Here is a 26,082-nt window from a genome sequence, read left to right on the forward strand (position 1 = left end):
CGCTCTATCCCGGCTCTCCAGGAGACCGTATGAGCTCGGACACCCTCGCCCCGGCGAAACCCGCCGTTGAGCTGGAGGGCATCACCAAGCGTTTTCCCGGCGTCGTCGCCAACCATGACATCCGCATCACCATCGAGGCGGGCAGCGTCCACGCCATCTGCGGAGAGAACGGCGCGGGCAAGTCCACTCTGATGAAGATCCTGTACGGCATGCAGAAGCCGGACGAGGGCCAGATCAGGGTGAACGGCCAGGATGTCAGCTTCCGGACGCCGAGCGACGCGATCGCGGCCGGCATCGGCATGGTCCACCAGCACTTCATGCTGGCCGACAACCTGACCGTGCTGGAGAACATCGTCCTCGGCGCGGAGCCGAAGAGCGCCGGCTTCCTCGACGCGGCCGGCGCGCGCCACCGCATCCAGGAGCTGGCCGCGGCCCACGGCCTGCGGGTCGACCCCGACCGCCTGGTCGAGGACCTCGGCGTCGGCGACCGCCAGCGGGTGGAGATCCTGAAGGTCCTCTACCGGGGCGCCCGCGTCCTCATCCTCGACGAGCCCACCGCGGTCCTCGTGCCGCAGGAGGTCGAGGAGCTGTTCGACAACCTGCGCGAGCTCAAGGCCGACGGCCTCACGGTCATCTTCATCTCGCACAAGCTCGACGAGGTGCTCAGCATCGCCGACGAGATCACCGTGATCCGTCGCGGCACCACCGTCGCGAGCATGCCGCGCAGCCAGGTCACCAGCGCCCGCCAGCTCGCCGAGCTGATGGTCGGCAGCGAGCTGCCCACCCCCGAGACCCGCGAGTCCACCGTCACCGACACCGTCGAGCTGGCGATCTCCAACCTGACCATGGAGGCCGAAGGCTTCCGTCCGCTGCCCAAGGGCGTGTCCCTCCAGGAGTTCACGCGGGGCAGGCGGCTGCTGCTCGACGACGTGTCCTTCGAGATCCGCAAGGGTGAGATCGTCGGCATCGCCGGCGTCGAGGGCAACGGCCAGTCCGAGCTGATCGAGGCGATCATGGGCATGCGCCAGGCGCACGGCCAGATCAGGCTCGGCGCCGACGACATCAGCGAGTGGACCACGCTCAAGCGCCGCGAGGCGGGCATCGGCTACATCCCCGAGGACCGCCACCGCCAGGGCCTGCTGCTCGAGGCCTCGCTCTGGGAGAACCGGGTGCTCGGCCACCAGACGCGCAAGCCCGTCCGCAAGGGCATCTGGATCGACAGGAAGGCCGCCAAGGCCGACACCGAGCGCATCGTCAAGGACTACGACGTGCGCACCCCCAGCGTCGACACCCTCGCGCTGGCCCTGTCCGGGGGCAACCAGCAGAAGCTGATCGTCGGCAGGGAGATGAGCGGCGAGCCGTCGTTCCTCATCGCGGCCCACCCGACCAGAGGCGTGGACGTCGGCGCCCAGGCCTCCATCTGGGACCACCTGCGCCACGCCAGAGCCGCGGGGCTGGCCGTCCTGCTGATCTCGGCCGACCTCGACGAGCTGATCGGCCTGTCCGACACGCTGTACGTGATCTACCGGGGCCGGCTGGTGGCCAGGCTCGACCCCACCCAGGTGACGCCTGAGCAGCTCGGCGGCTACATGACAGGCGCCATCACCGAGGAAGGGGCATGATGCCCGCAGGGCTCTATCGCGTGCTGCTGACGGTGGGCGGCGCCGTCGCCGCCATCGTCCTGGCCATGCTGATCTCGAGCGTGGCCGTCCTGGTGGCGGGGGCCGACCCGCTGGCCGCGTTCGCCGCGCTGGTCGACTTCGGGCAGACCGAGAACAGCGTGGTCAACGGCATCACCACGGTGATCAACCGAGCGGTCCCGCTGTACATCGCCGGTCTCGCGGTCGCCGTGGGCTTCCGGATGAACCTCTTCAACATCGGTGTGGAGGGGCAGTACCGCCTCGCGGCCGTCTGCGCCGCCTACGTCGGTGCGACCTTCAGCGCGCCCGCGCCGATCCAGATCGTGGTCATCATGGTGGTCGCCGCGGCCGTCGGCGGCCTCTACGCGCTGATCCCGGCCCTGATGAAGGTCGGCAGGGGCGTCAACGAGGTCATCTCGACCATCATGCTCAACTACATCGCGATCAGCCTGGCCGCCTTCCTGGTGCGCGGGCCCTTCCAGGGGCCGCGGGCCGAGGGCCAGCTGACGGTGCAGACGGCCGACATCCCGCAGTCCGGCTGGTTCCCGGACGTCAACTTCCTGTTCACGATGTTCGGGCTGCCCGCGCCTCGTGGCGCGGGCCTGTGGGGCTTCCTCGGCGTGGCGGTCGTGCTCGGCATCGTGCTGTGGGTGGTGCTCGAACGCACCCGCTTCGGCTTCGACGTCAAGGCCAGCGGCCTGAACTCGATCGCCGCCCTCGCGTCGGGCGTCAAGCCGAAGAAGATGGTCATCTCGGCGATGGTGCTCTCCGGCGCCATCGCGGGGCTCATCGGCCTTCCCGAGATCCTCGGCCGCACCCACAACTACGGCACCAGCTTCACCGCCGGTCTCGGCTTCCTCGGCATCGCGGTCGCCCTGCTCGGCCGGAACAGGCCGGTCGGCATCGCGTTCGCCGCCCTGCTGTTCGGCTTCCTCGACCGGGCGCAGGGTCCGCTGCAGTTCGCGGACGTGCCGCCGTCGGTCATCATGATCATGCAGGGCACCATCGTGCTGCTGGTGGTCATCGCCAACGAGATCACCAGCAGGATGGCGCTCCGCCAGGAGGAACGGCGGGCCGCCCGCCAGCTCGCCACGACGAACCGCGTAGAGGTGGCCGCATGAGCGCCGTCGAGGCACGCAAGGTCAGGAAGTACCACCTCACGCTGATCGGCGTGGCGGTGCTCATCCTGCTGCTGTCCCTGGTGAGAGTCATCAGCGGCAAGGTCGACATCACCTCGTCCGGCACCTTCCAGGCGGCGCTGGTGCTGGCCGTACCCATCGGACTGGCCGGTCTGGGCGGGCTGTGGGCGGAGCGGGCCGGTGTGGTCAACATCGGTCTCGAGGGCATGATGGTGCTCGGCACCTGGTTCGCCGGCTGGGCCGGCTACCAGTGGGGCTGGCCCGCGGCCCTGCTCGCGGGCCTGGCGGCGGGAGCGGTCGGCGGCCTGCTGCACGCGATCGCCACGGTCGGCTTCGGCGTCGACCACATCATCAGCGGCGTCGCGATCAACCTGCTGGGCCCGGGCATCACCCGGTTCCTGTCCGAGGTCCTGTACGCCGAGGGCACGGCCGCCGCCGCCGCGGGAGCGGGCATCACCACCTCGCCCGCGCTGTCCTCCGAGCCGCCCGAGGTGAGCCTGCCCCTGTTCTCCTCGGGGCCCGACTGGCTCGGCGCGCTGGAGAACACGCACTGGTTTCTCATCTCGGACATCGCCGGCATCCTGCGCGGGCTCACCCACGACGTGGGCCTCCTGGTCATCGTGGCCGTCGCGCTGATCCCGCTGACCTATCTCGTGCTCTGGCACACGGCCTTCGGCCTCCGGCTGCGCTCGGCGGGCGAGAACCCGTGGGCGGCCGAGTCGCTGGGCGTGAACGTCTACCGCACCAAGTACGTCGCGACCGTCATCTCCGGCGCGATGGCCGGGCTCGGCGGCGTGTTCCTGGTCTTCTTCACCTCCAAGTACGTCGAGGGCCAGACGCAGGGCCGCGGCTTCATCGGCCTGGCCGCCATGATCTTCGGCAACTGGCGGCCCGGCGGGCTCGCGGCGGGCGCCTCGCTGTTCGGCTACGCCAACGGCCTGCAGCTGCGCAGCTCGGCGGCGGTGACCGGGTTCTTCCTGTTCGGCGCGATCCTGCTGTTCATCTACGTCGCCTACCGGATCAGGCAGCTGTTCCTGACCGGCCGCGAGACGCCGGCCGCGGCCGTCGCGGGGGCCAAGGACTACACCCTCATGGCGTTCGCCGCGGGCGGCGCGGTCGTGCTCATCTGGCTGTGGATCACCGTGGACCGCCTGCCGAACGAGTTCGTCTTCATCACCCCGCACGTCCTGACGCTGCTGGTCCTCCTGGTCGCCTCCCAGCGCCTGCGGATGCCCAAGGCGGACGGCGTGCGCTACCGCCGCGGGGAGCAGCATTGAGCATCGACTGGGACGCGCTCAGGGACGAGGCCACGCAGGCGATGCAGAACGCCTACGCGCCCTACTCCAAGTTCCCGGTGGGCGCCGCCGCCGTGGTCGACGACGGGCGTGTCGTCACCGGCTGCAACGTCGAGAACGCCTCCTACGGGCTCGGCCTGTGCGCCGAGTGCGGCCTCGTCTCGGCGCTGCACGCCACCGGCGGCGGCAGGCTGGTCGCCTTCACCTGCGTCGACGGCCACGGCGAGCTGCTCATGCCGTGCGGGCGCTGCCGCCAGTTGCTCTACGAGTTCGGCGGCGAGGAACTGCTGGTGGAGACGCCCGACGGACCCCGGCGGATGGGCGACATCCTGCCCTACGCCTTCGGACCCGACGACCTGTCCAGGGGGGCATGAGCATGGACGTCATCGACGTCATCGTCACCAAGCGGGGCCGCGGCGCGCTGACCACCGCGCAGATCGACTGGGTCATCGACGCCTACACCCGCGGCGACGTGGCCGACGAGCAGATGTCGGCTCTCGCGATGGCGATCCTGCTCAACGGCATGGACCGGCGCGAGATCGCCGACTGGACCCAGGCGATGATCCGCACCGGCGAGCGCATGGACTGGTCGGTGCTCGACCGCCCGACCGCGGACAAGCACTCCACCGGCGGCGTCGGCGACAAGATCACTCTGCCGCTCGCGCCGCTCGTGGCGGCGTGCGGCGCCTACGTCCCGCAGCTGTCGGGCCGCGGCCTCGGCCACACCGGCGGCACCCTGGACAAGCTGGAGTCGATCCCCGGCTGGCGGGCCTCGCTGTCCAACGGCGAGATGCTCGCCGTCCTGCGCGAGGCGGGCGCGGTCATCTGCGCGGCCGGCGCGGGGCTCGCCCCGGCCGACAAGAAGCTGTACGCCCTGCGCGACGTGACGGGAACCGTCGAGTCGATCCCGCTGATCGCTTCCTCGATCATGTCGAAGAAGATCGCCGAGGGGACCGGCTCGCTGGTCCTCGACGTCAAGGTGGGCTCCGGCGCGTTCATGAAGGACGTCGACTCGGCGCGCGAGCTGGCCGCCACCATGGTGTCGCTCGGCGCCGACGCGGGTGTGCGCACCGTCGCGCTGCTGACCGCGATGGACCGGCCGCTCGGCCTGGCCGTCGGCAACGCCCTGGAGGTCGCCGAGTCGGTCGAGGTCCTCGCCGGCGGCGGGCCCGCCGACGTGGTGGAGCTGACGGTACGGCTGGCCAGGGAGATGCTGGAGGCCGCGGGCGTGTCCGGCAAGGACCCCGCCGAGGCGTTGAAGGACGGCTCGGCGATGGACGCCTGGCGCCGCATGATCACCGCTCAGGGCGGCGACCCTGACGGGGTGCTGCCCAGGGCGGCCGAGACGATGACCGTGCAGTGTCCCGCCTCGGGCGTGCTGACCCGGCTGGACGCCTACGGGGTCGGGCTCGCCGCCTGGCGCCTGGGGGCGGGCCGGGCCCGCAAGGAGGACCCGGTCTCGTTCGGCGCGGGCATCACGCTGCACGCCAAGCCGGGCGACCTGGTCAGGGAGGGCCAGCCGCTGCTGACGCTGCACACGGACGAGACGGCCAGGTTCGCGCGGGCGCTGGAGGCGCTGGAGGGCGCCTACGAGGTCGGCCCGGCCTCCAGCCCGGAGCTGCTGCCCCTGGTCATCGACCGCATCACCGCCTGATCCCGCTGCCCCTCCCCGGCACGGCACCGGGGAGGGGTCAGAGCAGCCGGATCCGGTCGCCGACGCGGACCCGGCCGGGGCGGAGCACCTCGGCGTACGCGCCCACGCACGGCCGCGGCCCCATGCCCGGCAGCGGCTCGACCCTGTTGTGGACGGCGGGCACCTGGAGCGCGGAGGTGTCGCGGGGAAGCGGCCCGTGTTCGAGCGTGGGGACCGCGCACCGTGGCGTCGGGACGGTGACCCGCAGGACGACCTCGTCGCCGACGGCCACCTGCCTGCCGAGCCAGCCGTTCTCCACGTAGCCCTCGCCGCCCTCGCCTGCCGTACGGATGACCAGGTTGGGCCGGTAGCGGACGGCGTCGGCGGGCGCGCCGGTCGGTCCTGCGGCGCCGACGGCCGCGAGGGTGGAGGTGGCGAGCAGGTGGACGGGCGCGTAGTCGAAGAAGGTGCCGGGCGCCCCGCCGCCGAGCCTGCCCGGTTCGACGGCGACCTCGGCGGTGACGCCCGCGGCCAGCACCTCCTCGGGGACGGCCCGTTCCAGGGCGGCGCCCTCGGGCGGTGTGCCGGTGAGTGTCACCTTCCTGCCGACGGCCAGCGACAGCACCTCGTCGACGTCGGGGTCGTCGCTGTGCACGATCGTGCCGTCGGGCAGGGTGATCCTGGTACGGTCACCGTCCGTGACCGCCGACAGTGTGAGCATGCTCCGCCACAGGCGGGGGTTCTTGGGGCTGGCGACCTTTCCCGTCTCACGGTCGAGAAGGGCCAGGCGCCGGTCGCCGTCGAGCCCGAGCGAGGTGAGGGCGGCCTCGGCGACGTCCTCGCCGAGCAGGCCTTTGACGGGATGGCGGCGCATCCGTTCGATCGTGCCTAATTCCACGATCCTGTATTGTGCCATTAGTCATGACGGGATGAGCCCCGCCCCTTCCCTCAGGGCTCAGCGGAAGCTGTCGGCGTTCTCCGCGGCCCACTGCGCGAACGTCCGCGGGGCGCGGCCCGTGACGTCGAGCACCACGGAGTTGACGCGGTTGGCCTCCTCCGGGACGTTGCCGAAGACCTCGATCATGAAGTCGATCAACTCCTGCGGCGTCCCCTGCGCGGCCATCCGCTCCCTGGCCTGCTTCGGCGTCAGCTCGACGAACTCGATCTCCTTGCCGATCGCCGCGCCGATGATGCGGACCTTGTCGCGCGTGGTCAGCCGCTCGGGCCCGGTGAGGGGGTAGACCTTGCCCCCGTGGCCGTCCTCGACCAGGGCGGTGGCCGCCACGGCGGCGATGTCGGCCTCGTGCACCAGCGCCGTGGTGGCCTCGCCGAACGGCTCCCGCACCACGCCCTCGGCCCGTACGTCGTCGGTCCACTTCAGCAGGTTCGACATGAACTCGGTCGGCCGGATGTGCGTCCAGGCCAGATCGCTCTCCCTGAGGGCGGGCTCCAGCGTGCTCTCGTCCCAGCCGCCGAGCACGGTCACCCTGCGCACGCCGGCCTTCCTGGCCAGGTCGACGATCTCCTTGCCGTTCGGCAGCGGCGCGTAGTCGTCACCGCCGAAGTTGATCAGGTGGACGGCCGTCACGCCCTCGAAGGCGGCCTGCAGCGTGTCGGTGGCGGCCAGGTCGCCGCCCACGACCTCGACGCCCTCGGGGAAGGAGGCCTTGCCCGGGTTCCTGGTCAGGGCGCGTACGGCATGGCCGGCCTCGACGAGGTGGCTGACGATGTGGCGGCCGACGGTGCCGGTGGCTCCGGTCACGAGAATGGTCATCGCGTGCTCCCTGACGCTTCGGTTGCGGTGTCAGGAACAACAGTAGGAACCATCGCGGAAAGGACGGTTCCGCAATAGGGAGCCGATGCGTTAGGCGTTCGCGAAGACGTCGCAGAGGACCGCGCGGTGGGTCGGGCGGGCGGCGGCGTGGCGGCCGAGGCCCTCGTCGGTGATCCAGACGAAGACGCCGCGCCGGTCCATGTCGCAGACCCCGCGGCTGACCAGGCCGGCCTTCTCCAGGCGGGCCACGACGCGGGACAGGGCGCTCTGGCTCAGGTGCACCTCGTCGGCGAGCTCCTGCACGCGGAACTTCCGGCAGTCGGAGGAGACGATGCGATCGAGCACCTCGAACTCGCTGGCGCCGAGATCGTGCTTCTCGCCGAGCTCGCGCTCGAGCGCGCACTGCGCCTTCGCGTGCTTGGCCAGCACATCGTGCCAGGCCCTGACCACGGCCTCCTCGTTCATGACGCGGAGAATACCACCAGGTAAATATCTATGCAACCACATTAAATTCGCTTGCATCTAATGCAGGTGCATGTAGTCTCGGTGTCCATGTCCTCCACTTCTGCTCGTACTGCTGGGTGGGGCGCGCTCGCCGTGCTCTGCGCTGTGATCTTCCTTGACGCTCTTGACGTGTCGATGGTCGGTGTCGCCCTGCCGGCCATCCAGACGGATCTGGGGCTCTCTCCTTCGTCGTTGCAATGGGTGGTCAGCGGCTACGTGCTGGGATACGGCGGTCTTCTGCTTCTCGGGGGCAGGACCGCCGACCTGCTCGGGCGGCGCAGGGTGTTCCTGGTCGCGCTGGGCGTCTTCGCCGTGGCCTCGCTGCTCGGTGGCATCGTCGACGACGGCACGTTGCTGATCGTCGCCCGCTTCATCAAGGGCATGAGCGCGGCGTTCACCGCGCCGGCGGCGTTGTCGATCATCACGACGTCCTTTCCCGAGGGGCCCGAGCGCAACAGGGCGCTGAGCGTCTTCACCGCCTCGGGGGCCAGCGGGTTCTCCCTCGGCCTGGTGCTGTCCGGCCTGCTGACCGAGCTCGACTGGCGGGCGACGTTCCTGATGCCCGTGCCGGTCGCGATCCTCGCCCTGGTCGCCGCGCTCAAGGTGCTGCCCAAGGGCCACGAGGAGCGGGCCGAGGGCGGCTACGACCTGATCGGCGCGGTCCTGATCACGGCCTCGATGCTGCTGCTGGTGTTCACGGTGGTCCAGGCTCCGGAGGCGGGCTGGCTGTCGGTCCGCACCATCGGCTCGCTGCTGGCCTCCTTCGTCCTGCTCGGCCTGTTCGTCTTCGCCGAGCTGAGGGTCAAGCACCCGCTGGTGCGGCTCGGCCTGCTGCGCTCGGCTCCGATCGTGCGGGCCAACCTGGGCCTGGTCATCCTGTTCGGCTCCTACGTCGGCTTCCAGTTCGTGGCCATGCAGTACTTCCAGAACCTGCTGCACTGGTCGGCGATGCAGACCGCGCTCGCGTTCCTGCCCGCCGGTCTGCTCGTGGCGCTGACCTCCACCAAGATGGGCGACTTCGCCGACAGGTTCGGCACGGCCAAGCTCATCGTCATCGGCTCGGCCGCGCTGGCCGGCGGCTACGCCGTCTTCCTCGGGATCGACGAGAGCCCGAGCCTGGGCGGCCTGGTCATCCCCGGCATGGTGCTGCTGGGCATCGCCTTCGCGCTGTCCTTCCCGTCGCTCAACATCCAGGCGACCAACGGCGTGCACGACGACGAGCAGGGCCTTGCCTCCGGCCTGCTCAACACCTCGGGCCAGGTCGGCGGCGCGGTCGTGCTGGCCGTGGTCACGGCGGTGCTGACCTCCGGCTCGGCCGGCGGCATCACCATCGAGTCGCTCAAGACCTCGATCATCGTGCCGCTGATCCTGGCGGTGGTGGGCCTGCTGATCTCGGCCACGGGGCTGAGCTTCCGCCGGGCGCCCGCCGTCGAGGCCGACGAGGTCAAGGTCTACGAGACGGTCTGAGACGGTCCGCCCGTCCCGGCCGACAACGGCCTCCCCGCCGCGCGGGGAGGCCGTTCTCGTCATGTCATGAGCAGGCGCGCCTGCCGCCACAGGTCGTCCAGGACCGCGGGGTCGTTGGAGATCTTGGCGAAGAGCACCATGCCCTCCAGCTGGGCGACCAGCGCCCTGGCCGTGGCGCGCTCGGCGCCCGGCCCGAGCGCGCCGTGCACCAGGTCGACCTGCTCGTCGAAGATCTGCTCGAGCCTGGCCCTGACGACCTCGTCCTGGTTGCTCAGCTCCAGCGCCAGGTTGGCCAGCAGGCAGCCGTTGATGACGCCGCTGGTCTCCTTGGAGCGTCGCTGGGCCTCGGTCTGGTCGCGGAAGAGCTGTTCCAGCCCCGCGCCGGCGAGCGTGTCCACCCAGTCGGCCCGCTGCCTGCGCCAGTGCTCGTCGATCACCTCGAGCGTGAGCGCCTGCTTCGACTCGAAGAAGTGGTAGAAGCTGCCCTTCCTGACGTCGGCCTTCGCGCAGATCTCCGCGACGCCGATGCTGCCGTAGCCACGGCTGTGGATCAGCTCGCAGGCGGCGTCGAGAAGGCGCTCGCGGGCGTTGCTCTGTCGTCCCATGCGAGGAGCATACTTGAAAAATAGTTGACCGGTCGTCTACTGTGACCGCATGATCAAGGTTGCGATCGCGTATCACAGTGGCTCCGGCCACACCGCCCGCCAGGCCCGCGCAGTGGCGGCGGGCGTCGGCTCCGTTCCCGGCGCCACGGCCGACCTCCTGGAGGTGGCCGCCATGGACGACGGCCTGTGGCAGGCGCTGGCCGAGGCCGACGCCATCGTGTTCGGCTCGCCCACCTACATGGGCAGCCAGTCGGCGGCCTTCCAGGCCTTCGCGGAGGCCAGCTCCAAGGTCTGGGCCGAGATGGGCTGGCGGGACAAGGTCGGCGCGGCGTTCACCAACTCCGCCGGCGTCAACGGCGACAAGCTGCACACCCTGACGTCGATGGCGCTTCTGGCCGCCCAGCACGGCATGCACTGGGTGACGCTCGGGCTGCCGCCCGGCTGGCTCTACAGCTCGGCCGGTTCCCCCGAGGACCTCAACCGCCTCGGCGCCTTCATCGGCGCGATGGCCCAGTCCCCCTCCGACCTCGGCCCCGACGCGGCCCCGCTGGAGTCCGACCTGCGCACCGCCGAGCACCTCGGCTGCAGGGTGGCCACCACGGCCCTCCAGCTCGCCCACGGCCGGCGCGTTCAGGCGGTGGCGTGACCATGGGACGGTTGGAAGAGCTGCTCGGCCTCGACCACCCCGTCGTCCAGGGCCCGTTCGGCGGCGGCCTGTCGTCGGTGGCGCTGGCGGCCGCCGTCTCCAACGCCGGAGGCCTCGGCTCGTACGGCGGGCACATCCTGCCCCCCGACCGGCTCACCGCCCTCGTCGCCGAACTGAAGGCGGCGACGGACCGGTCCTTCGCCGTCAACCTCTGGGTCCCGCACCCCGAGGAGGAGGGCGCGGTCGCGACCGAGGCCGACGTGGAGCGGCTGCGGCCCTACTACGACGCGCTCGGCCTCACCCCGCCCACCCCGTCGCCCGCCCCCGACTTCACCGAGCAGGCCGCCGCCCTGCTGGACGCCGCCCCACCCGCGATCAGCTTCGTGATGGGCGTCCCGCCCGCCGAGGTGCTGGCCGAGGCCAGGCGCAAGGGCGTCGTGACGATCGGCACCGCCACGACCGTCGACGAGGCCGTCGCGCTGGAGGCGGCGGGGCTCGACGCGATCGTCGCCTCCGGCAGCGACGCGGGCGGCCACAGGGGAGCGTTCCTGCGGCCGGTACGCGAGTCGCTGGTCGGCACCTTCTCCCTGATCCCGCAGGTGGCCGACAAGGTCTCGGTCCCGGTCATCGCCGCGGGCGGGATCGCCGACCGGCGGGGCGTCGTGGCGGCGCTGGCCCTCGGCGCCGACGCCGTCCAGGTCGGCACCGGCTTCCTCGTCACCGAGGAGTCGGCGGTGGGGGAGGCGCACCTGCGGGCGCTGCTCGGCGACGAGGCCAGGGTGACCGTCCTGACCAGGCTCTTCTCCGGCCGTACGGCACGCACCATCCCCAACACGTTCGTCAGGGAGATGGCCGCCTTCGAGGACGTGGTGCCGCCCTATCCCGCGCAGAACCAGCTCATGCTGCCGATCCGCAGGGCGGGCGGCGCCGAGCACGCCAACCTGTGGTCGGGACAGGCCGCGCCGCTCGTCAGGAGGCACAAGGCCGCCGCGTACCTGTCCGATCTGGCCGGGCTTACCGCGGAGTGAGCCAGGGCATCTAGGAGGTATGCGGTCTTCGCGCGTTGGCGTCCTCGTGGTCGGGCTGGCCGTTCTGGCCGGATGTGGCACGGGCGCGCCGCCCACCGCCTCGGTGGCGCCCAGCGCCGGCCCTTCGGCCTCCACCGCCGCCGCCGGTGACACGTCCTCCGCCACGTCGGCTCCGAGCGCGGCCATGCCCGTGCCCACCGGCACCGCCGACGTCGAGGTGGAGGGCGATCCCGGTGAGGCCGTCCAGGTCAAGGCGGTCAGGTTCGCCGACCACGGATCCCTCGACAGGGTCGTCATCGACCTCGACGGCGACGTCGCCAACTACAGCGTCAGCTGGGTCGACGAACTGGTCCAGGACGGCTCGGGCGAGCCGATCGACGTGAAGGGCGGCGCCTACCTCCAGGTGACGCTCAAGCCCGCCCGCGCCCACACCGACAAGGGCGCGCCGACCTGGACCGGCGGGCCCGTCTTCCAGGCCGGGCTCGGCAACGTGCAGAACGTCGTCAAGACCGGCGACTTCGAGGGCGTGGTCGGCGTGGGCCTGGTGCTCGACCACCGGGCCCCGTTCTCGGTGGCGAAGCTGACCGGCCCCGATCGCCTGGTGATAGACGTGGCACACTGACAGGTGTGGTGAGAAAGATCGAAGGGGCGACCCGCATCCCCGTTCCCGGCGGCAAGGTCATCGACGAGCACATCGGCCGCGTCAACAGCGGCGACGAGGCCGTCTCCATCGCGCACATGACGGCGCCGCCAGGATGGGAGGAGCCCGCGCAGACGCCCGAGTTCACCGAGTACACGGTCGTGCTGCGCGGGACCGTCGTGATCGAGCACGCCGAAGGTGTCACGGAGGTTTCGGCGGGCCAGTCGTTCGTGTCCGAACCGGGGGAGAAGATCCGTTACAGCGTGGGGCCCGACGGCGCCGAGTACGTCGCGGTCTGCCTGCCGGCGTTCTCGCCCGACACCGCCAACCGCGACGAGTAGGGCCCCGGCCACCAGCTCCTCCTGCCCAGCAGCAGCAACGCCGCGGGCAGGATCAGCACGCGCACCACGACCGCGTCCAGCAGGACGGCGACAGCCAGGCTGAAGCCGATCTGCTTCATCTCGGCCAGGTGCAGGAAGACGAAGCTGGCGAACACCGTCACCATCACGACCGCCGCGCTCGTCACGACGCTCGCCGAGCGGGCGACGCCGTCGATGACCGCCTCCCTGGTCGTCAGGCCCCGCTCGACCGCCTCCTTGATCCTGCTGACGACGAACACCTGGTAGTCCATCGACAGCCCGAACAGGATGACCAGCAGGAACAGCGGCACCCGCGAGCCGACGGTGTGGAAGACCAGCGCGAGCACGCCCATGGAGGCGGACGCCGACAGCACGTTCAGCACGACCCCGATCGCCCCGATGACCACCGAGCGGAACACCGCCACCGTCATCACGAAGGTCACCACCAGCAGCGCCCCGCCGACCAGCGGCAGCTTGGCGTTCTGGTGGGCGAGGTAGTCGACGTCGCGGGCGATGTCCCCTGACACGTGCGCCTCGACGCCCTGGACGCCGCCGAGCGTCGCGGGCACGTGGACGCTCCTGAGGCGGTCGAGCGAGCGCGTCGCCTCGGCCGAACTGAGCCGGTACGGCGCGGCCAGGTCGAGCACCGCGACCGTGCCGTCCTCCGACGCGCGGGGCACGGGCTTCCCGGTGAACAGCGGGTCGTGCTGCGCCCGCCGTCCCAGCTCGCGAAGGGCGGCCGCCATCTCCTCCCGCCGGCCGGGTGCCGCCTTGGCCACGACCTGGTGGCGGATCCGCAGGTCGGGGAAGGCCGTCGTCAGCCGGTCGTAGGTCTGCAGGGCGGGGATCTCGCGCGAGTGGCTGTCCTTGTTGAGCACCCGCTGCTCCATGCCGAGGAGCGGCAGGGACAGCACCACCATGACCAGCGTGGAGACGGCCAGCGTGATCCCTGGACGCCTGGCGGCGGGTGTGAGGAGGGCGTTCCACAATCGCCCTTCACGCACCTTCCTCGTCCGCCCCCCGCTCCGCCGCCCGATGAGCACCAGCAGGGCGGGCAGCGCGGTCAGCGAGCTGACCACGGCGGCGAGGACGACCACGATCGTGCCGGTGGCCAGCGAGGAGAAGACCACGTCGGCGGCGAGGTAGAGGGTCGCGCTCGAGACGATCACCGCGATGCCCGAGACGACGATCATCCTGCCAGAGGTGGCGGCGGCCAGCTCGACCAGCGCCTCCGAACTGAGGCTGCCGCCCGCCTTCGCCCGCTCCTCGCGCTCGCGCTTGAGGTAGAACAGGGTGTAGTCGACGCCGACGGCCATGCCGATCAGCAGGATGACGTTGGTGCCCACACCCGCGTCCGGCGAGAGATGTGAGACCAGCATCGACAGGCCGACGGCTGCGGCGATCGACGAGAGCGCCAGCAGGAGCGGCACTCCCGCCATGACCACCGAGCCGAACACCACCAGCAGCGTGACCAGCGTGACGGGGAAGGTGATCGCCTCCGACAGCGCCAGGTCCGCGCCGCGCTGCTGATCCACGCCCTTGCCGATGGAGGCCGTGCCGGTCTGCTCGACGCGCAGCGCAGGATGGGCCTGCCGCACCGCCTCTGTCTGGGCGATGAGGGCGGCGACCTTGGCCTTGCCGTCCAGCTCGGCGCCCTTCATGGCGACCGAGACCAGGAGCGCCGCGCCGTCCGCCGACCTGACCGGCCTGGCGACGTCCTCGACCTCGGGCAGCGCCGCCATCCTGGCGGTGAGCTCGCGGGCGGCCGCGTCCGCCTCCTTGGCGGGGCCGGAGATCAGCACCCGCTCGACGGGTCTGTTCTCCAGGCCCGCGGCCTCGGCGATCGACTCGGCGCGGCCTGCCTCGCCGACGCGGTAGTCGGCGCTCGTGGCGGTCCTCGTGCCGACGGCCGAGCCGAGGGCCAGGCAGAGCGCCACGAACAGGAACCAGCAGCCGATCGCCCGCCACGGATGCGTGGCGCTCCACATCGCCGCTCTGACGGTCGGCGGTTTGCGTTCGAGCAGCATGAGCTGCTCTCCTTTCCTTGGAGGTTCGTGCGCGTTGAAGGCACGCCATAGCGGCGTGGGTCGCGCGACTTCCTGAACCGGGGCGGCGAGCGGCAACTCGCCGCCCCGGGCTTGTCCTGCGTCAGTCGACGCTGCGCAGGAGCTGTTCCACGGCGGCCACCCGGTCGGTCAGCTCGGCCAGCCTGGCGTTGGTCTGGTCGGCCAGCTCCCGGTAGCGCTGTTCGGCGGCCGTCTCGGCGCGCTGCCGTACGAGCCTGAAGTAGAACCCCAGGCTGCCCAGGGCGACCGCGCCGAGGGTCACCATGACCATGCCGGGGATGATGATTTCCTTCAAGCGGTCGGTCCTTCCTGGTCATCGGCTTGCAGCACGTCGAGGATCGTCCCCGCCGTCAGGTGGATGTCGAAGGGGAGCAGCCGGTAAAGCTTCATGGCCTTGCCGTCCAGGGACAGCTCCAGTTCCCCTGCGACCAGCCCGGCCTTCTCCATGCGTTCCAGGTGCATGTAGAGCAGCGGGCGCGAGATGCCCAGGCGCCTGGCCAGCTCGCTGACATGCACCCTGCCCTCTGCCAGCTCGGCCACGACCCGCAGGCGCAGCGGGTGGCCCACGGCGGCCAGCACCGCCAGCAGCTCTTCACTGGTCAGCGCCATCTCCTTTCACCTGTAAGAAAAGACTGACATGTGGAAGTGTGGCCGTCAAATGCCGGATGGGGAGCGATAGGATGACGAGATGAGCCAGCGACCCAGCCTTGCCGAGATCCGCCGGGCCCCGAAGGTGCTCCTGCACGACCACCTCGACGGTGGCCTGCGGGCGGAGACCATCGTCGATCTGGCCCGCGAGTCGGGCTACGACCGGCTGCCCACCACCGACCCTGACAACCTCAGGCAGTGGTTCGAGGAGGCCGCCGACTCCGGTTCGCTGGTGCGCTACCTGGAGACCTTCGACCACACGGTCGGGGTCATGCAGACCCGCGAGTCGCTGGTCAGGGTGGCCGCCGAGTGCGCCGAGGACCTGGCGGCCGACGGCGTCGTCTACGCCGAGGTGCGCTACGCGCCCGAGCAGCACACCACCACGGGGCTCAGTCTCGACCAGGTCGTGGAGGCGGTGCTCGAAGGCTTCCGGCAGGTGCCCGGCATCAAGGTCGGCACCCTGCTGACCGCGATGCGCCACCAGGCGCGCTCGATGGAGATCGCCGAGCTCGCCGTCCGCTACCGCGACGTCGGCGTGGTGGGCTTCGACATCGCCGGCGCCGAGGCCGGCTACCCGCCCACCCGGCACCTCGACGCGTTCGAATACCTCCAGCGGGAGAACGCCCACTTCACCATCCACGCCGGCGAGGCGTTCGGCCTGCCGTCGATCTGGCAGGCCATCCAGTGGTGCGGCGCCGACCGGCTCGGCCACGGCGTGCGGATCATCGACGACATCTCGGTGGCCGGCGACGGCACCGCCAAGCTCGGCCGGCTGGCCGCCTACGTCCGCGACAAGCGCATCCCGCTGGAGATGTGCCCGACCTCCAACCTGCAGACGGGGGCCGCCGCCTCGATCGCCGAGCACCCGATCGGGCTGCTGCGCAGCCTCCACTTCCGGGTGACGGTCAACACCGACAACCGGCTGATGAGCTCCACCACGGTCTCCCAGGAGTTCGCCAAGCTGGTCGAGGCGTTCGGCTACGGCTGGGACGACCTGCAGTGGTTCACGGTCAACGCGATGAAGTCGGCCTTCCTGCCCTTCGACGAGCGGCTCTCGCTCATCAACGGCGTCATCAAGCCGGGGTTCGCGCAGCTCAAGTGGCAGGCATGAAACAGACCTACCGCTCGGCGACCGCCTTCGTCCTCGGCTGGATCTGGCTCGCGTTCGTGGCGTTCAACGCCGTCGACCTGATCGTCCGCTACAGCGGCAAGTCGTCACTCGTGGCGGCGGCGGTGCTGGGCGTGCTGACCGCCGTCGTCTACGTCACGGCGTTGCGTCCCGCCACGATCCTCGTGGAGGACGGGCTGCGGGTGCGCAACCCGCTGCGCACCACGTTCCTGCCGTGGCCGGCGATCGACGACGTGCACGTCTCCCACACCATCAGCATCACCCACGGCGACGACGTGCTGCGCGCGTGGACACCGCAGGCCTCGGCGAGGGAGCGGGCCAAGGCCGGTCGCCGCGGCGCCCCCCGCCGGCAGCGCGGGCGCTTCCAGACCGAGCCCGTCCTGTCCAAGGGGGAGCAGGCCGCCCAGCAGGCCATGGCGGGCCGGACGCACGCCGACTGGGTGGCCGAGCAGATCACCGAGCGCGCCGAGAGCGCCAAGCGGCGCGGCGCGGCGCCCGGCCAGGTCCGCGCGGTCTGGGCGCCCGACGCGCTCGCGGCCTGCGCGGCCGCGCTGGTCCTGGTCGTGGTCGCCATCCTGCTCTGACCGCCGCGGGCTGATCTGACGTCGCGGGCTGACCGGACGTCGCGGGTTGACCCTGACACGGTGTGAGGCCCTACACCTGGAGCAGCCATGTTCAGCATCGGAGACTTCGCCAGGCTCGGCCTCGTGTCGGTGCGGATGCTGCGCCACTACGACGCCATCGGCCTGCTACGCCCCGCGCACGTCGACCCGGTCACCGGCTACCGCTCCTACCAGGCCGGGCAGCTGGCCAGGCTCAACCGCGTCGTCGCGCTCAAGGATCTCGGCTTCACCCTGGAGCAGGTGGGCTCGATCCTCGACGACAGGGTGAGCACCGAGGAACTGCACGGCATGGTACGGCTGCGCCGCGCCCAGCTGGCGGCGCGGATCAGCGCCGACCTGGCCAGGCTGCGCGGGGTGGAGGCGAGGCTCCGCGCCATCGAGAAGGAGGGCGCCATGAGCGCCGACGACGTCGTGGTCAAGAAGGTGGCGCCGGTCAGGGTGGCGCAGCTCAGCGCGCGGGCGGCCAGTTACGACACCGAGGACATCGGCCCCGTCATCAAGCCGCTCTACCGGCAGATCCGCGAACGCCTCGGTGCGGTCGGCGTGCCGATGCAGGGGCCCGGCATCGCCTACTACCTGGCCGAGGAGGACGGCTCGGTGACGGTGCACGCGACGTTCCCCGTCAACCTCGACGCGGGCGAGGTCCACGACTTCGAGGTCGTGGACCTGCCCGGCATCGAGACGGTCGCGACCATCATCCACCGGGGGCCGATGGAGAACGTCGGCCCGACCTTCCAGACGCTCGCCCACTGGGTCGAGGAGAACGGCTACCAGGCGCTCGGCCTGGCCCGCGAGGTCTCCCTGCACTGCCCGCCCGACATGGACGAGTGGGTGCACGAGCTGCAGATGGAGATCGCGAAGACCTGACGCCTCACAGCGCCAGGACCGAGCGCAGGTCCGCCTTGAGCGTCTCCAGGTCCGCCGCCGCCTCGGCGCGGGCGTCGGCGACCTCGCCCGTCACGGGGACGACGACCTCCAGGTAGCACTTGAGCTTCGGCTCGGTGCCCGAGGGCCGCACGACCACCCGGGCGCCCCCCGCCAGGTGGTAACGCAGGCCGTCGGTCGGCGGCAGCCCGCCCTCGCCCGCCGCCAGGTCGTCCCACGACTCCACGGTCCTGCCGCCCAGCGTCGCCGGCGGTGTCGCGCGCAACCGTGCCATGGCGCCGCCGATGAGCGCCAGGTCCGCCACGCGGAAGGACAGCTGCGACGTGGCGTGCAGGCCGTACCGCCTGGCCTGCTCGTCGAGCAGGTCGAGCAGCGTGCGCCCGGCGCGCTTGGCCGTGGCGGCGATGCCGGCGACGGTGAGCGCGGCGCCGATCCCGTCCTTGTCGTGGACGGGCAGGCCGTGCTCGCCGCCGACGCTGTGGCCGAGCGCCTCCTCGTAGCCGTAGACCAGCCCCTCACCAGCCCGCATGATCCACTTGAACCCGGTGAGCGTCTCGGCGTACCGCACGCCGTGCGCCTCGGCGATCTTGCCGAGCAGCGTCGAGGACACGATCGTGGTGGCCACCAGCCGGTCGCCGCGAGTGTGCGTGATCACGTGCTCGCCGAGCAGCGCGCCCACCTCGTCGCCCGTCAGCATCCTGAACCCGCCGCCGGCGAGCGGCACGCCCACCGCGCAGCGGTCGGCGTCGGGGTCGTTGGCCAGCACCAGGTCGGCCTCGATCTTCGCGGCCAGATCCAGCGCGAGGTCCATCGCGCCGGGCTCCTCCGGGTTGGGGAAGGCCACGGTGGGGAAGTCAGGGTCGGGGTCGCGCTGCTCGGCGACCGTCGCAGGCTCGTCGAAGCCGGTCCCGCGGAAGGCGCTGACAAGCGTCCGGTGGCCCACCCCGTGCATCGGCGTGTACGCGACGCGCAGGTCACGCGCCTCGCCCAGCGGCAGCTCGGCGAGCGCCGCCAGATAGGCCTCGACGACGGTCGCGTCGAGCACCTCGCCCTCGCCGAGCGGCAAGGAGCCGACGGGGGCGGCCGCGTCGATCGCGGCCGAGATCCAGCCGTCCACCGGCGGGACGATCTGCGACCCGTCACCCCAGTAGACCTTGTAGCCGTTGTCGCGGGGCGGGTTGTGGCTCGCCGTGACCGTCACACCCGCGTCGGCGCCCAGATGCCGTACGGCGAAGGCGAGCACGGGCGTGGGCAGCGGCTCGGGCAGCAACGAGGCGCGCAGCCCGGCGCCCGCCAGCACGGCAGCGGTGTCCCTGGCGAAGACGTCGGACTTGTGGCGGGCGTCGTAGCCGATGACCACGTGCTTGCCGGGGCCGAGCACGGCGGCCAGGCCGGCCGCGGCGCGCATCACGGTGACGCGGTTCATCCGGTTCGGGCCGGCGCCGAGCTCGCCGCGCAGGCCGGCCGTACCGAACTCGAGCTTGGCGCCGAAACGGTCGGTGAGCGCCGCGGGATCGTCGAGCAGGCTCTCCAGCTCCGCCCTGGTCTCGGGGTCAGGATCCTGGGCGAGCCAGGCCAGCGCCTGGTCCCTCAGCTTCACAGTTTGTCGACCACCTTGGCCAGCAGCACGCCCATCCGCGCCGCCGTGGCGCGGCCGACCTCGAGGACCTCCTCGTGGTTGAGCGGCTCGCCGACCAGGCCGGCGCCGGGGTTGGTGACCAGTGAGATGCCCAGCACCTCCGCGCCGCCCTCGCGCGCCGCGATGGCCTCCAGGACCGTGGACATGCCGACCATGTCGCCGCCGAGCGTGCGCAGCATCCTGATCTCGGCCGGCGTCTCGTAGGTCGGGCCGCGGAAGGCGACGTAGACGCCCTCCGCCAGCGACGGGTCGACCTCCCGGGCCAGCGTGCGCAGCCGCACGGAGTAGACCTCGGTGAGGTCGATGAAGGTGGCGCCGGTCAGCGGGTTGGCACCGGTCAGGTTGATGTGGTCGCTGATCAGAACCGGGTCGCCGACGTTCTGGGTCTCGGGCCGCAGCCCGCCGGCCGCGTTGGTGAGCACCACCGTGCGCACCCCGGCCGCCAATGCCGTGCGTACGCCGTGGACGACCGGCTCGACGCCGAGGCCCTCGTACAGGTGGGTGCGGCCGAGGAAGATCAGCGCGTGGCGCCCGGAGGGGGTGCGCACGACGCGGATCTTCCCGGCGTGGCCGGCCACGGCGGGCGGGGCGAAGCCCGGCAGGTCGGTCACCGGCAGCTCGACGAGCGTGTCGCCGATCGCGTCCGCGGCGGGCACCCAGCCCGATCCCATCACGAGCGCCACGTCGAAAACGTCGAGCCCGGTGGCCTTCCTCAGCGCGGCGGCGGCCTCCTGGGCGTGCACATAGGTCATCTCAGTAGTTTAGGAGGAGCCGGTCAAGCACCCGCACTCCGAACTGGAGCGACTCAACCGGGACACGCTCATCCACACCGTGGAACATCGCCGCGAAGTCCATGTCCTTCGGCAGACGCAGCGGAACGAACCCGAACCCGCGCACCCCCAGGTCGGCGAAGAAGGTCTTGTTGTCGGTGCCGCCCGACATGCAGTACGGCACCGCCCGCGCGGTCGGGTCCTCCGCCTTCAGCGCCGCGATCATCGCCTCGACCAGCGCGCCGTCGAACGTCGTCTCCAACGCGATGTCGTGCTGCACGAACTCGCGGCGCACGTTCGGGCCGAGCAGCTCGTCGACGGTCTTGAAGAAGTCGTCCTCGTAGCCGGGCAGGAAGCGACCGTCCACGACCGCGCTCGCCTGGCCGGGGATGACGTTGGCCTTGTAGCCCGCCCCCAGCATCGTCGGGTTGGTCGTGTGGTGCAGCGTCGCGCCGACGAAGCGGACCAGCGGGCCCAGCCTGTCCAGGACGGGACCCGGGTCCTCGGGGTCGAAGGGCAGGCCGAACGCCTCGGACACCTCGGTCAGGAACCGCCGCACGGTCGGAGTGAGCGTGATCGGCCACTCGTGGCCGCCCAGCCGCGCCACCGCCTTGGCCACCTCGGTCACCGCGTTGTCGGCGTTGAGCATGGAGCCGTGGCCGGCCGTGCCGTCGGCGACCAGCCGCATCCAGGCCAGGCCCTTCTGCGCCGTCTCGATGAGGTAGAGCCGCAGCGACGGGTCGACCTCCAGCGAGTAGCCGCCCACCTCGCTGATCGACTCGGTCACGCCGTCGAACAGGTCCCGGTGGTTGGCGGTGAGGTACTTGGCGCCGTAGACACCGCCCGCCTCCTCGTCGGCCACCCACGCGAAGACCAGGTCACGCCTGGGCCGCCGGCCCTCGCGGACCATCTGGCGCAGGACGGCCAGCATCATCGCGTCCATGTCCTTCATGTCGACCGCGCCGCGGCCCCAGATGTAGCCGTCGCGGACCTCGCCGGCGAACGGGTCGACGCTCCAGTCGGCGGCGTTGGCCGGCACCACGTCCAGGTGCCCGTGGACCAGCAGGGCGGGCAGGGACGGGTCGGTGCCCTCGATCCTGGTGACCACGTTGCCCCGGCCGGGAGCGCTCTCGCTGTAGTGGGCCTCGACGCCGACCTCGGCCAGCCGGGCCATGACGACCTCGGCGGCGGCGCGCTCGCCGGGTCCGCTCCCGTCGCCGTAGTTGCTGCTGTCCACGCGGATCAGCTCGGCGGTCAGCTCGGCGACTTCCAGTTCGGCGGGGGTCATGAGTACTCCAGGCTCTTGCGCAGGAATCCGCGCTTGTAGGCGCGGGTGATGAGGGTGACGTTGACGTCGGTGACGTCGTCCAGCGGGCCGACGACCTCCGTCAGGAACCGGTAGAGGTCGGCCTCGTGAGCGACCGCCACCTGGACGAGCATGGTGTAGGTGCCCGAGGTGGCCGCGCAGTAACGGACCCCGGGGTCGCCGGTGAGCCGCTCACCGACCTGGTCGAGGCCGTGCGGGCGGACCCGCAGCCACAGCTGCGCCTCGACGTCCAGGCCCAGCAGCGAGGGCTCGACCTCCGCTCGCAGCATCAGCAGCCGCCGCTCCAGCAGCGAGGCGACCCGGCGCCGGGCGGTCGGCACCGAGACGCCCAGCTCGTCGGCGATCGCGGTGAACCCGATCCGGCCGTCGCTGACCAGCAGCTCGGCCACCTCGCTCTCCAGCGGGGACAGCCCGTCGTGGTCGGGCAGCTCCACCGGCGGCGACGGGGGACGCAGCAGCGCCACCTCCTGCTCGGTGAGGTACGGCGCGTGCCACTCGGCCACCGTGCGGAAGGTGTGCAGCACCACCTGCGTCTGGGTGCCCGCGACGCCGTCGATGCCGTGCACCTCGACGTTGAGGATCTCGTGCAGCGCGGTCCTGCTGGGGGCGACGAGCTCGGCGCCGATGTCGGCCGCGCCGGTCACCGAGTAGACCGAACGCGTGTCGGGCCTGCTCGCCAGGGCGTCGGCGACCGCGGCCGCGGTGCCGGGCCGTACCTGGACGTGCAGGTGGACCGGACGGCCGTGGCCGGAGCGCAGGTCGTCGTAGATCGCTGTGACCTGTACCGCGCCCTCGGCGATCAGCCGTTGGAGCCGCCGGGCGACCGTGCGCTCGTGTTCGCCCACCGCCCTGCCGATCTCACCCCACGACGCGCGCGGGCTGACCTGCAGCGCGGCGACCAGGCGCCGGTCGAGAACGTCCACCTCGGGCTGTCTCCATGTCGGGTTTGTAAATATGTGGCGAGATATTTGACTGTTTCGGTCGTCCGGATGCACAGTAAGCCATCCCCGCACGCGAAGCAAAGGAGCCCCAGTGGCAACCCCCTCCCTTGAGCATTCGCCACTCGGCATCCCCCGAAGCCGCGGCCGCCAGCTCCTGGCGGCCAACGTCGGCAACGTGGTCGAGTGGTACGACTGGTACGCCTACAGCTTCCTGGCCGTGTACTTCTCCGAGCAGGTCTTCCCCAAGAACGACAACCCTCTCGTCCCCGTGCTGAGCGCGTTCGCGATCTTCGCTGTGGGCTTCTTCATGCGACCGCTCGGCGGCCTGCTGGTCGGCTCCTTCGCTGACAGGTTCGGCCGCAAGGCCGCGATGACGTTCACGATCGTGCTCATGGGCGCCGGCTCGCTCCTGCTGGCCGTCACCCCGACCTACACGGCCGCGGGCGTGCTGGCGCCGATCATCCTGACCCTCGCCAGGCTCATCCAGGGCCTGTCGGTCGGCGGCGAGTTCGCCGCCGCCACGACGTTCCTGGTCGAGTCGGCCCCTCCGGGCCGCAGAGGCCTGTTCTCCAGCTTCCAGTACGTCAGCACCACCATCGGCCAGCTCCTCGCCTCCGGCCTGGCCGCCCTGCTGGCGACCATGCTGGTCAAGGAGGACATGGACGCCTACGGCTGGCGCATCCCGTTCCTCATCGGCGCCGTCATCAGCCTGGTCGGCCTGTGGATCCGCAAGGGCGCCGACGAGACCTCCGCCGTGGCGCAGGAGATCCAGGAGGGCAGGGCCGAACGGCCCAAGCTCTTCGAGTTCCTGACCCGCTACCCGAGCAAGGCCGCCCTGATCGTCGGCATCACCGTGGCCGGCACCGTCGCCTACTACACCTGGACCACCTTCCTGCCCACCTACGCCCAGCAGAACGTCGGCTTCGACAAGGCCATGTCCCTGCAGGTCGGCACGATCTCGCTGCTGTTCTTCATGGTGCTGCAGCCCGTGCTCGGCATGCTGTCGGACCGGATCGGCCGCAGGCCGATGCTCATCGCCTTCGGCCTGGCCTTCACCCTGCTGCCGGTGCCGCTGCTCAGCGCGCTGTCGAACTCCTTCGCCAGCCTGCTGACCATCCAGCTCATCGGCATGGTCTTCCTCGGCTGCTTCACCTCGATCTCGGCCGCGGTGAACTCCGAGCTCTTCCCGACACGCGTGCGGGCCTCGGGTGCGGGCTTCCCGTACTCGCTGACCGTCGCCATCTTCGGCGGTACGGCGCCGCTGATCGGCACCGCGCTGAAGGACGCCGGCAACTCGGCACTGTTCCCCTGGTACATGTCGGCCCTTGCGTTGGTGTCGACCCTGGTCTACGTCTTCGCGCTGAAGGAGACCAAGGACCAGCCGCTGTCCTAGCTAGCCGCCCAGCGACGTGCAGGGCCTGCCGCGCAGGTCCTTCACGTAGTCGTCGGGGGCGCCTGCCTTCTCCGCCGCGTCGGCCAGGATGCCGAGGTAGCGGGCGGAGGGCAGGCCGCCCTCGTAGCTGTCGAGGACGTAGAACCAGGCGACGACCTCACCGTCGAGCGTCTGCACCCGCAGCCGCACCTTGTGGTAGAGGCCGCCGGCGGCGCCCTCCCACTGGTCGAGGGAGTTCTCGTCCCACTCGGGCACGTCGTAGAGGACGACGAAGACGTGCTCCTCGGGATCTTCCACGATCGTGGAGAGCGCGCCCTCCCAGCCGATGTCCTCCCCGCCGAACGTCAGGCGCCAGCCCTGCAACCAGCCGACGCCGCGCATCGGTGAGTGGGGGGCGCGCACGGCCATCTGCTTCGGGTCCATGTTGGAGCCATAGGCGGCGTAGACAGGCACAGCCACCAAGGGTAGCCCCGTTCGTCGGCGGGTTGCGAGATGCGGGACAATAGGACACGTGACAAGGATCGTGATCATCGGTGGCGGACCAGGTGGCTACGAAGCGGCCCTCGTGGCCGCGCAACTCGGCGCACAAGTCACGATGGTCGAAGAGGACGGCCCCGGCGGCGCGTGCGTGCTGACCGACTGCGTGCCGTCCAAGACCCTGATCGCGACCTCGGTCCGCAAGCAGGCGCTGCTCGACGCGCCGTCCCTGGGCGTCCACTACAGCGGCGGCTCCGACGGTGACGTCGGGGCGGCCGAAGTCGACATGCCGCTGGTCAACAAGCGGGTCAAGGAGCTGGCGCAGGCGCAGTCGGCCGACATCGGGACACGGGTCGCCGCCGAGGGCGTCGAGATCGTCAAGGCTCGCGGGCGCCTGGTCGACCCGCAGGTCGTGCGCGCGGGTGACCGTACGATCAGGGCCGACGTGGTGATCGTGGCGACGGGCGCCACCCCGCGCATCCTGCCGGGCGCCGAGCCCGACGGCGAGCGCATCCTCACCTGGCGGCAGCTCTACGACCTCGACGAGCTGCCCGAGCACCTCATCGTGGTCGGCTCCGGTGTCACGGGGGCCGAGTTCGCCGGCGCCTACCGCTCGCTCGGCTCCGAGGTCACGCTGGTCTCCTCCCGCGACCGCATGATGCCCAACGAGGACGCCGACGCGGCCGAGGCCCTCGAAGAGGTCTACCGGCGCCGCGGCATGAACGTCATGGGCCGCTCCCGCGCCGCGTCCGTCAAGCGCACCGCCGACGGCGTCGTGGTCACGCTGGAGGACGGGCGCACCGCCGAGGGCACCCACGCTCTGATGACGGTCGGCATGGTCCCCAACACCTCAGGACTCGGGCTCGAGGAGGCGGGCGTGACCCTCGACCGGGGCGGGTTCATCCAGGTCGACAAGGTGTCGCGGACCTCCGCTCCCGGCGTGTACGCCGCGGGCGACTGCACGGGCGTGCTCATGCTGGCCTCCGTCGCGGCCATGCAGGGCCGCATCGCCGTCTGGCACGCGCTCGGCGAGGCGGTGCAGCCGCTGCGGCTGGCGACCGTCGCCTCCAACATCTTCACCGACCCCGAGATCGCCTCCGTCGGCGTGTCGCAGAAGCAGATCGAGGCGGGGGAGATCGAGGCCAACGTCGTCAAGCTGCCGCTGTCGACCAACGCCCGGGCGAAGATGCAGGGCTTCAACGACGGCTTCGTCAAGCTCTTCTGCCGCCCGCACACCGGGATCGTGCTCGGCGGCGTCGTGGTGGCGCCCAGGGCCTCCGAGCTGATCCTCGCGGTGTCCGTCGCGGTGCAGCAGCGGCTCACGGTCGACCAGCTCGCCCACACCTTCGCGGTCTACCCGTCGCTGTCCGGGTCGATCACCGAGGCGGCGCGCAGGCTGATGCAGCCGACCGCCGCGATCGGCATCTGACACCCGGGCCGTCCGGCGGGCGTCC

At 71.1% G+C, this 26,082-nt stretch carries 27 protein-coding genes; 15 read left to right on the forward strand and 12 right to left on the reverse strand.

Annotation, left to right across the window (positions count from 1 at the left end; all coding sequences use genetic code 11):
- Nucleotides 1-29: 29 nt before the first annotated feature.
- Genes ACWDLG_RS15230 through ACWDLG_RS15250 form a run of 5 tightly spaced genes read left to right on the forward strand, consistent with a single transcriptional unit; the run spans nt 30 to nt 5,728 of the window.
- Complete coding sequence (locus ACWDLG_RS15230) at nt 30-1,622, forward strand: ABC transporter ATP-binding protein (protein WP_449920098.1); 1,593 nt, start codon at nt 30-32, stop codon at nt 1,620-1,622.
- Nucleotides 1,619-2,761 carry an ABC transporter permease gene (locus tag ACWDLG_RS15235; protein WP_449920099.1) on the forward strand — a complete coding sequence of 381 codons (1,143 nt, stop codon included), beginning with the start codon at nt 1,619-1,621 and terminating at the stop codon, nt 2,759-2,761. Before ACWDLG_RS15230 ends, ACWDLG_RS15235 begins: the two co-directional genes overlap by 4 nt.
- On the forward strand, nt 2,758-4,056 hold the full coding sequence (locus tag ACWDLG_RS15240) for an ABC transporter permease (protein ID WP_449920102.1): 1,299 nt from the start codon (nt 2,758-2,760) through the stop codon (nt 4,054-4,056). Before ACWDLG_RS15235 ends, ACWDLG_RS15240 begins: the two co-directional genes overlap by 4 nt.
- Complete coding sequence (locus tag ACWDLG_RS15245; protein WP_449920104.1) at nt 4,053-4,448, forward strand: cytidine deaminase; 396 nt, start codon at nt 4,053-4,055, stop codon at nt 4,446-4,448. The genes ACWDLG_RS15240 and ACWDLG_RS15245 overlap by 4 nt, the downstream gene beginning before the upstream one ends.
- A gap of 2 nt (nt 4,449-4,450) precedes the next feature.
- A complete protein-coding gene (locus tag ACWDLG_RS15250; protein WP_449920575.1) occupies nt 4,451-5,728 on the forward strand; it encodes a thymidine phosphorylase in 1,278 nt (425 codons plus the stop codon).
- Nucleotides 5,729-5,765: 37 nt separating this feature from the next.
- Here the strand turns inward: ACWDLG_RS15250 and ACWDLG_RS15255 are convergent, their stop codons facing one another.
- From ACWDLG_RS15255 to ACWDLG_RS15265, 3 genes are all read right to left on the reverse strand, one after another.
- Nucleotides 5,766-6,605, reverse strand: coding sequence for an MOSC domain-containing protein (locus ACWDLG_RS15255; RefSeq protein WP_449920106.1), 840 nt, complete (start codon nt 6,603-6,605; stop codon nt 5,766-5,768).
- A 57-nt stretch (nt 6,606-6,662) separates the two neighbouring features.
- Complete coding sequence (locus ACWDLG_RS15260; RefSeq protein ID WP_449920109.1) at nt 6,663-7,481, reverse strand: NmrA family NAD(P)-binding protein; 819 nt, start codon at nt 7,479-7,481, stop codon at nt 6,663-6,665.
- 90 nt (nt 7,482-7,571) lie between these two features.
- Nucleotides 7,572-7,946, reverse strand: coding sequence for a MarR family winged helix-turn-helix transcriptional regulator (locus tag ACWDLG_RS15265; protein WP_449920112.1), 375 nt, complete (start codon nt 7,944-7,946; stop codon nt 7,572-7,574).
- Between the two features lie 87 nt (nt 7,947-8,033).
- On the opposite strand from ACWDLG_RS15265, the gene ACWDLG_RS15270 reads away from it, so the two are divergent.
- Complete coding sequence (locus ACWDLG_RS15270) at nt 8,034-9,452, forward strand: MFS transporter (RefSeq protein ID WP_449920115.1); 1,419 nt, start codon at nt 8,034-8,036, stop codon at nt 9,450-9,452.
- Nucleotides 9,453-9,511: 59 nt separating this feature from the next.
- On the opposite strand, the gene ACWDLG_RS15275 is transcribed toward ACWDLG_RS15270, so the two are convergent.
- Nucleotides 9,512-10,057 carry a TetR/AcrR family transcriptional regulator gene (locus tag ACWDLG_RS15275; protein WP_449920117.1) on the reverse strand — a complete coding sequence of 182 codons (546 nt, stop codon included), beginning with the start codon at nt 10,055-10,057 and terminating at the stop codon, nt 9,512-9,514.
- A gap of 49 nt (nt 10,058-10,106) precedes the next feature.
- On the opposite strand from ACWDLG_RS15275, the gene ACWDLG_RS15280 reads away from it, so the two are divergent.
- The 4 genes from ACWDLG_RS15280 to ACWDLG_RS15295 are packed head-to-tail and all read left to right on the forward strand — an operon-like array spanning nt 10,107 to nt 12,712.
- Nucleotides 10,107-10,703, forward strand: coding sequence for a flavodoxin family protein (locus tag ACWDLG_RS15280; RefSeq protein ID WP_449920120.1), 597 nt, complete (start codon nt 10,107-10,109; stop codon nt 10,701-10,703).
- Between the two features lie 2 nt (nt 10,704-10,705).
- Complete coding sequence (locus tag ACWDLG_RS15285) at nt 10,706-11,731, forward strand: NAD(P)H-dependent flavin oxidoreductase (protein WP_449920123.1); 1,026 nt, start codon at nt 10,706-10,708, stop codon at nt 11,729-11,731.
- 19 nt (nt 11,732-11,750) lie between these two features.
- The gene (locus ACWDLG_RS15290; RefSeq protein ID WP_449920125.1) at nt 11,751-12,353 is read left to right on the forward strand and encodes an AMIN-like domain-containing (lipo)protein; all 603 of its coding nucleotides are present in this window, start codon (nt 11,751-11,753) and stop codon (nt 12,351-12,353) included.
- 5 nt (nt 12,354-12,358) lie between these two features.
- Complete coding sequence (locus ACWDLG_RS15295; protein WP_379570950.1) at nt 12,359-12,712, forward strand: cupin domain-containing protein; 354 nt, start codon at nt 12,359-12,361, stop codon at nt 12,710-12,712.
- Here ACWDLG_RS15295 and ACWDLG_RS15300 read toward each other — a convergent pair.
- From ACWDLG_RS15300 to ACWDLG_RS15310, 3 genes are all read right to left on the reverse strand, one after another.
- Nucleotides 12,628-14,757 carry an MMPL family transporter gene (locus ACWDLG_RS15300; RefSeq protein WP_449920129.1) on the reverse strand — a complete coding sequence of 710 codons (2,130 nt, stop codon included), beginning with the start codon at nt 14,755-14,757 and terminating at the stop codon, nt 12,628-12,630. The two genes, ACWDLG_RS15295 and ACWDLG_RS15300, sit on opposite strands and share 85 nt — an antisense overlap.
- Before the next feature lie 121 nt (nt 14,758-14,878).
- Complete coding sequence (locus ACWDLG_RS15305; RefSeq protein WP_449920131.1) at nt 14,879-15,091, reverse strand: hypothetical protein; 213 nt, start codon at nt 15,089-15,091, stop codon at nt 14,879-14,881.
- Nucleotides 15,088-15,405 carry an ArsR/SmtB family transcription factor gene (locus ACWDLG_RS15310; protein WP_449920134.1) on the reverse strand — a complete coding sequence of 106 codons (318 nt, stop codon included), beginning with the start codon at nt 15,403-15,405 and terminating at the stop codon, nt 15,088-15,090. Before ACWDLG_RS15310 ends, ACWDLG_RS15305 begins: the two co-directional genes overlap by 4 nt.
- 79 nt (nt 15,406-15,484) lie before the next feature.
- Between ACWDLG_RS15310 and ACWDLG_RS15315 the strand changes: the two genes are divergently transcribed.
- From ACWDLG_RS15315 to ACWDLG_RS15325, 3 genes are all read left to right on the forward strand, one after another.
- Nucleotides 15,485-16,555 carry an adenosine deaminase gene (locus ACWDLG_RS15315; protein WP_354906200.1) on the forward strand — a complete coding sequence of 357 codons (1,071 nt, stop codon included), beginning with the start codon at nt 15,485-15,487 and terminating at the stop codon, nt 16,553-16,555.
- Complete coding sequence (locus tag ACWDLG_RS15320; protein WP_354906198.1) at nt 16,552-17,157, forward strand: PH domain-containing protein; 606 nt, start codon at nt 16,552-16,554, stop codon at nt 17,155-17,157. Before ACWDLG_RS15315 ends, ACWDLG_RS15320 begins: the two co-directional genes overlap by 4 nt.
- An 87-nt stretch (nt 17,158-17,244) precedes the next feature.
- Nucleotides 17,245-18,063, forward strand: coding sequence for a MerR family transcriptional regulator (locus ACWDLG_RS15325; RefSeq protein WP_449920137.1), 819 nt, complete (start codon nt 17,245-17,247; stop codon nt 18,061-18,063).
- Between the two features lie 4 nt (nt 18,064-18,067).
- Here ACWDLG_RS15325 and ACWDLG_RS15330 read toward each other — a convergent pair whose 3' ends face one another.
- From ACWDLG_RS15330 to ACWDLG_RS15345, 4 genes are read right to left on the reverse strand one after another with little or no spacing between them, the layout of a single operon-like run.
- Nucleotides 18,068-19,681 carry a phospho-sugar mutase gene (locus ACWDLG_RS15330; protein WP_449920140.1) on the reverse strand — a complete coding sequence of 538 codons (1,614 nt, stop codon included), beginning with the start codon at nt 19,679-19,681 and terminating at the stop codon, nt 18,068-18,070.
- Nucleotides 19,678-20,472 carry a purine-nucleoside phosphorylase gene (locus ACWDLG_RS15335; RefSeq protein WP_354906193.1) on the reverse strand — a complete coding sequence of 265 codons (795 nt, stop codon included), beginning with the start codon at nt 20,470-20,472 and terminating at the stop codon, nt 19,678-19,680. Before ACWDLG_RS15335 ends, ACWDLG_RS15330 begins: the two co-directional genes overlap by 4 nt.
- Nucleotide 20,473: 1 nt before the next feature.
- The gene (locus ACWDLG_RS15340) at nt 20,474-21,778 is read right to left on the reverse strand and encodes a M20/M25/M40 family metallo-hydrolase (RefSeq protein ID WP_449920143.1); all 1,305 of its coding nucleotides are present in this window, start codon (nt 21,776-21,778) and stop codon (nt 20,474-20,476) included.
- The gene (locus tag ACWDLG_RS15345; protein WP_354906190.1) at nt 21,775-22,740 is read right to left on the reverse strand and encodes an Lrp/AsnC family transcriptional regulator; all 966 of its coding nucleotides are present in this window, start codon (nt 22,738-22,740) and stop codon (nt 21,775-21,777) included. Before ACWDLG_RS15345 ends, ACWDLG_RS15340 begins: the two co-directional genes overlap by 4 nt.
- Nucleotides 22,741-22,849: 109 nt before the next feature.
- On the opposite strand from ACWDLG_RS15345, the gene ACWDLG_RS15350 reads away from it, so the two are divergent.
- Entirely contained in the window at nt 22,850-24,151 is a 1,302-nt protein-coding gene (locus ACWDLG_RS15350) for an MFS transporter (protein ID WP_449920146.1), read from the forward strand.
- On the opposite strand, the gene ACWDLG_RS15355 is transcribed toward ACWDLG_RS15350, so the two are convergent.
- Nucleotides 24,152-24,604, reverse strand: a complete 453-nt coding sequence (locus tag ACWDLG_RS15355) for a gamma-glutamylcyclotransferase (RefSeq protein ID WP_354906187.1) — start codon at nt 24,602-24,604, stop codon at nt 24,152-24,154.
- Nucleotides 24,605-24,662: 58 nt separating this feature from the next.
- Between ACWDLG_RS15355 and ACWDLG_RS15360 the strand changes: the two genes are divergently transcribed.
- Entirely contained in the window at nt 24,663-26,057 is a 1,395-nt protein-coding gene (locus ACWDLG_RS15360; RefSeq protein WP_449920148.1) for an NAD(P)H-quinone dehydrogenase, read from the forward strand.
- Nucleotides 26,058-26,082: the final 25 nt, after the last annotated feature.

The organism is Nonomuraea sp. NPDC003727 (assembly GCF_053586935.1).